Below are 3,188 nucleotides of genomic sequence, written 5' to 3' on the forward strand. Positions count from 1 at the left end.
GCGTTGATTCAGGGCAGATCAACTTCCCGCGAGGTAAAGTCATGGCCACATCCTGCTCAATAAGTGGTTTTTAAACTATGGCTCAGGATGTGAATTAGTGCAAAAAGTGATGGATGTCCTGATATTTGTGCAAAAAGTGATGGATGTCCTGATATTTCGTCGGTTTGGTTTGGCATGAGTTGACCTTGTTCGCGAGCTTGTTTACGCCAATGGTACAAGGTTTGTTGAGAAATGCCTTCTTGCTCGGCCACTTCTGCGATAGACATACTGTTTGGTGGCGCCAACTTTTTGAGGATGGCTTCTTTACGTTCTGGTGCGTATCGGTTCATAGTTCTCTCTGCACAGGTTTATGTGCAAACTATGTTGACCTATAGGGGGGTGTCGGCTTCGCGACACCTATTCTTGTATGTTAGGCCTGCTATTTAGGGTTTTCAGGCCAAACATCAAAAGTCTTTAAGTACATAATTTCTATATTTGAGGCTAAATTTTTGATTAGATCTTCTATGTCATTCTCTTTAATAGAATTTAACACCGAGATTAACGTTGAATGAGCATAAGATAATGATAGCAATCTATATTGTGAATCGTAAAAAGAAGCGAGTTCTGATTTATTCGCGACATTAAACAAACTTTGCCCTAAAGAGACCACTGGATCCTCTTTATATTCAGTTAGTTTCGCTTCTAATTTCGAACGTTTTTCAGGAGTGAGGGAATCGTCTTCACACTTCGCGATGCTTGTTTTTAGGCCTTTCAAAGCTTTTGGTAGTTCAAATTCTGAGTTGTTATGAAAAGCATCCATAAAGTTATCATCCACAGCGAATGCGAAGAAATTAAACATATGTTCAAGAGATAACCTTTGTATCGAAAAAGCTTCTTCGTAAAAACCACCCGCAAGGAGAGTGCGTATAGCAGTCGCATTTCTAATATACATCTCCCACAAACGAAGCATCACACAATCTTTCTTTCCTTTGTGTTTTTGGTTCAAAATTAATAGTCTTCTATCTGAGTCACCAATCAATTTTTTAATTTTAATATCTAGATTATGGGACACCGTGCTCTCCTTTCACTTAGTCAATATAATGAAATATCAGGCGACGATATTTCGATAGGCCTAACGCCTTGCCAAGCGGACTAAAATTGTGGGCTATACTGTGCAGCGAAGCGGAACGTAACCCACTGTTTTAGTTCCGTTTAAGCAACTTGTTATACATTTGTGCGTAAATAATATCTGATTTCAAGCATTAGTGAATGCTTGTATACAGAGTTGGTTACATCCGATGCTTTAAACGCATCAGAAATTTCCTGTTTTTCAATATCACTGTAAATACTTGCCAGAGGTTGATGTTCAACACCAAAAAGTGGAGACTCTAATTCAGGAAATTGATCAGCTGTAATATCAAAGACCATCGCGTCAATTTCTAACCAAAAATGAATAGCACCATTTTCGTCATAGCCTTTTATGTACTCTATATGAGATTCAGGGTATTTTTCTTTTAAAGTAGCCCCAAGAAATAATGAAGCTCCTTCACATGCATTTTTGGGAAACCCTGAAAAATACGGAAGATCGATATTACCTTGGGCTAACTCAAATAACTTTCTAACTTTTTGAGAAGTGCTAATCATGTAGCCTCCGAAAATGTAATCGTGGTAGAGCGACCCATTACTGGGCCGACCCCACACAGATCCGGACGTGCGGAATTACCGCATCCGGCTCTTCAGTTATATATTCACGCGTGTAAACCACCACGCTCCTAGTACCAGTCAACATGAATAAATCGCTTACTCACTCTTGGTCGTTCAATAGCGTAATACATTAGCATCTTCTTGAAATTACTCCAGTTATAACTTCGCCGACCACTTCGCCTATTCAACCATTTATATAAACTGTGCAGCACATAACTGTACAATCTTTCAAGGCTGCGGCTATTGTCTGGCAAGTCAAAGTAATTTCGGTATCCCATCAATTTGCGTTTCAGTTGTGGCATCCAAGTATTTAGCTTGTTTGAACGCTTGGCTTTGATGTATTGGTAAAACTCACTCATGCTGGCGCGGTGCTTTTCAGCGCCTGTACGCCGCCTGAGTCGAGGTTTTCCCTGTGCATCTTTTGCCCAGTAAAAGGCAAAGCCGAGAAACACAAATTGCCGTTTGCGACTCGGGTGAAATCGACTAAAACGTAGCAGCGACGTTTTCTCTTCTGCTACTTCTAAGTTGCTTATGTTTAAATAAAAGTCTTGAGTCGTTTTGGCAGTACCTCATAAAATAGCTCCGCATCGTTGGCGTATTGAAACGCACACACAAAATCATCGGCGTACCGGATGAGCATCGCGCGGCCACGCATTCGCGGTTTTACTTTCTTTTCAAACCATAAATCGAGTGCGTAATGCAGGTAGATGTTCGCCAGTACTGGGCTAATGATCCCCCCTTGCGGCGTACCGCTTTTCGGGTGTTCAAATGCCCCTTCAGGTGATTTTATGTGGGCTTTAAGCCATTGGCTGATTAAACTCAGCATGGCGTTGTCATCAATGCGTTGTTTGAGCATCTTCATCAGCCAGTCGTGGTCAAGGTGGTTGAAGAAGCCTTTAATATCGGCCTCCACAATGTAACCATATCCTTTAAACTGAAGATTCAACGCTAAACTGTGCACCGCTTGATGGGCGCTTTTATTCGGTCGATAGCCATAGCTATTGGGCAAAAAGTCCGCTTCCCAGATACTTTGTAATATCTGACTCACGCTTTGTTGCACCAATTTATCATCCACCGTGGGCAGGCCCAACGGTCTCTGTTTGCCATTTGCTTTGGGAATAAAGACACGTTTGATGTCATTGGCTCGAAAGCGCTTATGCCTAAGGGCATCGCTCAGTCGAGTTATGTTGCCAACAAGTTGCTGCTGATAAGCTGGCATGGTGATGCCATCAATACCGGCGGCGGCTTGTTTATTGAGCTGACCCCAACTTTGATACAGGCAATCTTCCTTTAGTAATCCGTATAAGTTCTGAAACCTGTGTTTGGGGTGGCGCTGTGATTTAAATGTGATCGCGTTTAGTTCGGTTATCATAGTGAGTCCAGCCCTACATTGTCCGGCCTATGTGTCTGCTAAACACGGGATATAACTGTTAACCCCTTCGCCATGTGATCGGCTTTCCCGTCTCGAACTACTATGGGTTAATCTGACTGCCAGAGGGTCATCG

Annotated in this window: 3 protein-coding genes and 1 pseudogene; all 4 read right to left on the minus strand. The window is 42.3% G+C overall.

The window, feature by feature from the left end:
- Positions 1-161: 161 nt before the first annotated feature.
- Positions 162-329 (minus strand): annotated as a pseudogene (locus K6Y31_RS21910) (transposase); the annotation flags it as partial.
- 89 nt (positions 330-418) lie between these two features.
- On the minus strand, positions 419-1,051 hold the full coding sequence (locus K6Y31_RS21915) for a DUF5677 domain-containing protein (RefSeq protein WP_233055156.1): 633 nt from the start codon (positions 1,049-1,051) through the stop codon (positions 419-421).
- 152 nt (positions 1,052-1,203) lie between these two features.
- Positions 1,204-1,623 (minus strand): hypothetical protein, encoded by a 420-nt coding sequence (locus tag K6Y31_RS21920; RefSeq protein WP_233055157.1) that lies wholly within the window; start codon positions 1,621-1,623, stop codon positions 1,204-1,206.
- A 595-nt stretch (positions 1,624-2,218) separates the two neighbouring features.
- Positions 2,219-3,055 carry a reverse transcriptase domain-containing protein gene (locus K6Y31_RS21930; protein ID WP_233055158.1) on the minus strand — a complete coding sequence of 279 codons (837 nt, stop codon included), beginning with the start codon at positions 3,053-3,055 and terminating at the stop codon, positions 2,219-2,221.
- Between the last annotated feature and the right edge of the window lie 133 nt (positions 3,056-3,188).

The organism is Motilimonas cestriensis, from assembly GCF_021295315.1.
GTDB classification, from domain to species: Bacteria; Pseudomonadota; Gammaproteobacteria; order Enterobacterales; family CBDFNC01; genus Motilimonas; species Motilimonas cestriensis.

Excerpts from the sequence above, each read along its gene's own strand:
- K6Y31_RS21920 (WP_233055157.1), bottom strand. The coding sequence starts at position 1,623 with ATGATTAGCACTTCTCAAAAAGTTAGAAAGTTATTTGAGTTAGCCCAA.
- K6Y31_RS21930 (WP_233055158.1), bottom strand. The coding sequence starts at position 3,055 with ATGATAACCGAACTAAACGCGATCACATTTAAATCACAGCGCCACCCC.